General features: G+C 66.9%; 5 protein-coding genes. 2 read left to right on the forward strand and 3 right to left on the reverse strand.

Translation table 11 applies throughout. From position 1 onward, the window contains the following. Nucleotides 1-1,033: 1,033 nt before the first annotated feature. Entirely contained in the window at nt 1,034-1,264 is a 231-nt protein-coding gene (locus tag VIM19_10195; GenBank protein ID HEY5185252.1) for a hypothetical protein, read from the reverse strand. Nucleotides 1,265-1,349: 85 nt separating this feature from the next. On the opposite strand from VIM19_10195, the gene VIM19_10200 reads away from it, so the two are divergent. Beyond that, on the forward strand, nt 1,350-1,574 hold the full coding sequence (locus tag VIM19_10200; GenBank protein ID HEY5185253.1) for a hypothetical protein: 225 nt from the start codon (nt 1,350-1,352) through the stop codon (nt 1,572-1,574). Nucleotides 1,575-1,615: 41 nt separating this feature from the next. Here the strand turns inward: VIM19_10200 and VIM19_10205 are convergent, their stop codons facing one another. Beyond that, nucleotides 1,616-2,695, reverse strand: a complete 1,080-nt coding sequence (locus tag VIM19_10205) for an alpha/beta fold hydrolase (GenBank protein ID HEY5185254.1) — start codon at nt 2,693-2,695, stop codon at nt 1,616-1,618. 772 nt (nt 2,696-3,467) lie between these two features. On the opposite strand from VIM19_10205, the gene VIM19_10210 reads away from it, so the two are divergent. Beyond that, complete coding sequence (locus tag VIM19_10210) at nt 3,468-4,157, forward strand: GAF and ANTAR domain-containing protein (GenBank protein HEY5185255.1); 690 nt, start codon at nt 3,468-3,470, stop codon at nt 4,155-4,157. Between the two features lie 10 nt (nt 4,158-4,167). Here the strand turns inward: VIM19_10210 and VIM19_10215 are convergent. After that, on the reverse strand, nt 4,168-4,531 hold a 364-nt coding region (locus tag VIM19_10215), incomplete at its 5' end, for an STAS domain-containing protein (protein ID HEY5185256.1).

Below are 4,531 nucleotides of genomic sequence, written 5' to 3' on the forward strand. Positions count from 1 at the left end.
CTGCGGGCCTCCGGGCGCTGCGAACTTGACCCGCCCGTCCGGACGACGCCGCCCTCAACGAGGCCGCCCCCGCTGAGAAAGTCCTTGACCGGCCCCGCTCCTTCATGAATGCCGTTCTGATGCGCATCCATGACCCGCCGAACATGCAGTCGTAGGCAGCATCGGGCCCCTGGCAGGACTTGCTTCGGTGGTCAACAGCAGCCCCCCGCCCCGTGCGTATCCCTTGCCAAGAGGCAGGTCCGGTGACCCCTGGGATTTCGACCCAGAGGTCACGTCCACCCTCGTGCGCCAGCGTCCACGCCCGTCCAGTCGATCAAGCATCTCGGGCGAAGGGTGGCAGACCGCCTGTTGACCACAACGCAAGAGGCATGACCGCCAAGATCGGTGATCATGCCTCTGACCTGCGCTTACGTTGGTAGCGGGGGCAGGATTTGAACCTGCGACCTCTGGGTTATGAGCGATGGGTTCTGGACGATCAGAGTCGCCGGTGGACGGTTGTGGAACGACGTCCGTGCAGCTCAGCGAACGGCGACATCGGCCAGCGTCCACCCGTGTCCAGCAGCGGCCACGCCGACGATGTTGACCATCGGTTGACCGCATCGAGAGGATCGCTCGGCTCGGAGGGAGGTTCAAATCAGGTCGGAATCCGCCGATCGTTTCGCCCCCAGCAGCAGCAACATCACCACTGTCACCTGAACCTGCAGCCGGCCCCGGCGGCGCACAGCTGCTCGAACAAGGGCCAAGCCCGAGATTCACCCAATTCCGCGGATGTTGCCAGGCACCCGCACCCTTGCCCCGGCGAGCACGGAGCAGTTCTCAGATCGTGGACCATTCCAGTTGAAGGGCATCGACGGTCCACGAACCCTCTACGCGTACGCCAGCTGACGACCGACCCGCGCGAGACTGCCGTCGCCAGAGTCCGACCCGCACAGATTGCCGGCTGCCGTGCTTTCCATGCGCCCCTGATCGGCATTCGGGGCGGGGGGAGCGGGCACCGGGCCATCACGCGGAGGGCTGGCCAGACCAATCGCGGTCAGTCGAGCCGAGGCTCTGGTTCGTCATGGGCATCCAGCCCTGCACCGAGCTCCCGCTCTTCAGCCTCGTCCCGGTCGAAGGTGTCCTCGAGCCCTTCCTCGTCGCCTTCCTCTGCTTCGGTGTCACGCAGTGATGACACACCATCGCGATCACGGTTGGCATCCGCTTGGAGTGCTTCTTCGAACGATGCGACGCCGTCATTCTGCCCACCGAGGTCTTCGCTTGTCACCCCGCCAGTCTCGCACGCCAGCTAGGTCCGCCACCTTGGGCCGGAGCCATCGCAAGTCCTGACGTCAGCGGCCCCGACCGACGCGGTGATCGCGGAGATGCTCAAAGCCACGCGCCAGCGCGTTCGGCGAGACATCGCTGAGGGCGCAGAAGGCGTGATGGGCCGAAAGCCGACACGACGCGAGCGCGACAGCTTGTGGGCGCTGCTGAGCGTGGAGGTCTTCCTCCTGCTCGTCGAGGAGTCGGGCTGGAGTGTGAAGCAGTACCAGCCGTGGGCGGAGATGTTCGAGCGCGAGATCCCGAGTTCATGACAGAGGGGCACGGCCAACGCACAGAGCACAGAGCACGAGGGTCAGGGCCACCACTCGTGGATTGCCTGGTAGACCTCGGGCCGGTTGGCCAGGGCGAGGTGGGTGACCTTGGGGAACATGCGGACGGTGCAGCCGGGGAAGAGACCCTCGCCGGTAACCGGGTCCAGCATCCCGGAGGCGCTGGACGGCGTCACGAGCGAGTCGCCGACCATCCGGGCCAACGGGTGGTCGGGGTCGGTCGTGACGCTGCCAGCGACGATCAGATAGGCAGCCCGCCGTAGGGGGACGACGCTGTGCGACACCGGTCGTACGCGGGCGTCGGAACCCTGTTCCTGCCAGTCCTCGTCGGTGATCGCACCGAACCGCAGATCCTTGATCCCCGCGCTACGAGCGTCCAGGCCTCGACCGACTTGGCGAGTTGCGGGGATCGGCAGTGCCCACAAGGCGGCGCTGGTAAGGGTAACGAACTCCGCCAGTGGCGCGCCGGTGTTCGGGACACCGATGAGCACCACCCGGCGGACCTTGGACGTCCACGACCTGCGGAAGAAGCCGAGGCCGCGCCGGGTTCGGGTGGCGGACGCGTAGTGGCAGGCGGACCTGATCACCAGGCCGCCCATGCTGTGGCCGATGAGCGTGATCTCGCGGGCCGGCACCGGCCAGGCGGCGGCGAGGCGGTGCAGCAGCCCGGCCAACTCCCGCCCGTTGGTGGAGATGTGCCGGCCGGTGTTGTAGCGCAGCCACACGGGTGTGACTCCATGGTCGCGGGCGAGCCCGCTGCCGTAGGTGGTGGCCGGATCACCGGGGAAACCCCACACCGACTCCGTCGACATCAGCCCGTGCACCAGCAGGGCGATCCGGCTGGTCGCCGCCGGGAGCGCCCTGGCCAGGGCGTCGCGCTCGAGGGTCAGCACCTGAGTGTCTGACCGCAGCGTCATCGGGATCGCCAACGGTGACCCCCTGTCGGCCAGGGCATCACCGAACGCCCCGTTGACCACCGCCAGCGCATCCTCGCGCCGAACCCGAAGGCCGCCCAGCACTGTGACAAGTCGCTGCGCACTGGCCAGCACAGCACTGCGCTCGACGTCGGCGTCCGCCGCCGGGCCAAGCCCATCCGGGGCCACCGGCCGAGACTACCGTCCGGACCGTTCCACAGTCGGCGACCGAGTGGATGGGCCTTGTGTCAGGTCGCCTGCACCACGCCCAAGGCGCACCGACGGCTCGCGTCAGCGGGTAAGGGGCCAAGGTCAATGTCTGATCGCTTGCCGGCCCTGGCCCGGCCAAGTTGTCGTCGGTGTCAGCGCACGGCGACTGGGTGATCGACCCAGAGGTCACGTCAACCGTCGTCCACGCCCGTCCAGTCGATGAAGCATCTCGGGCGAGGAGCGGCAGACCGCCTGTTGACCACGACGCAAGAGGCATGACCGCCAAGATCGGTGATCATGCCCCTGACCTGCGCAAACGCGGTAGCGGGGGCAGGATTTGAACCGGCGACCTCTGGGTTATGAGCCGCCGGAGCATCCGACGCCAACGTGCAGTCCTGGACGCCCGGGAACGGTCGTGGAAGGGCCGTCCTCGCAGGTCACCGACCCACGCCAGTCCGCTTCCGAAGCCGGCGGACGTCCCGCAGACGAAGCCGGTCGACGCCGAGTCGCAGGCCCCGGCGCCCCCAGACCCGGGATTGAGGAGTGTCCCTGAACCCGGACACATTCGAGCTTCTTGATCGACTTGCGAGCACAAGAACCGGTAGGTGCGGTTCTGCTGCGCCTTCGATCTTGGCGAGGAGGGGCTCAAGGGCTGGGGCCATCGGTTGGGTCTCTCACTGTGAGGACCCCGGGGGCTAGGGTTCGCGGTCGCACGTGGTGGGCCTGTGACTGGCCGCGGTACGTTTTGATCATGGCTGTCGACGAGGGTGCCTTGGTTGAGCGCTTGGCGACAGTCGCTCGCGCGTTGGACACCGGTTCGGTCCACGAGACGTTGCAGCTCATCGTGGATCTCGCGGTGGAGACTGTCCCGGGCTGTGAGCATGCCGGCATCTCTCTGGTTCAAGGCAGCAAGATCGGTACGCCGGCGGCCAGTGACTCGGTGGCGCTTCGCCTTGACGCGGTGCAGTTCGAGGTCGGCCAGGGGCCGTGCATAGACGCTATTGCCGTAGACCAGATCTTCATGAGTGACGACCTGGCGACGGAGGTTCGGTGGCCGTTGTTCGCCGCCCGTGCGAGCGTCGAGACCGGAGTCGTCAGCATGTTGGGGTTGCGGCTGTTCGCTCGGGGACGCACTTTGGGTGCGCTGAATCTGTTGTCGTCGCGCAAGGCGGCGTTCGGCGAGGAGTCCCTCGCCGTTGGCGCGTTGTTCGCTGCTCTCGCGGCTGTGGCGCTCAACGCTGCACAGACTGAGGCGGGGTTACAGCTCGCGCTGCGTAGCCGGGACATCATCGGCCAGGCGAAGGGCATCTTGATGGAGCGCCATCGGATCGGCGAGGACGAGGCGTTCCAGCGACTGGCGGTGGCCTCTCAGCACCTCAATGTAGGGCTGAAAGCCGTGGCGGACGATGTCGTGTTCACTGGCGAGGACCCGGGGGCCTGAACTGACCGAGTCACCAGGAGGTTCTGGTCCCCTCGCTTGGGCTGTACGCGCTGAACACCTGCGCCACCAGGAAGTCCTTCAGGACGTGCAGCTTGGACAAGGCAACCGTTACCGGGCCATTGGCGTCGACGAGAACCAGTCGGCGTCCAATGGCAACGGCTCGATGGTTGGCTCCGATCAACAAGGCACTCCCTGGACGGTCGATGAGCGTCACTCGGCGAACATCCAGGCGTAGCCCGACGTACCCAGGCACTTCTAACTCGTCGAAGAGGGCCTCGCGCAGATCGGCGACCTCCCGCCAGGTGACCTCGCCGACCCACACGCTCTGGCGCTCGGACTCCGCCCCAGCAGACGGGAGCCCCGACCTCCGACCT

The sequence above is a fragment of the Actinomycetes bacterium genome, from assembly GCA_036510875.1.
GTDB lineage: Bacteria > Actinomycetota > Actinomycetes > Prado026 > Prado026 > DATCDE01.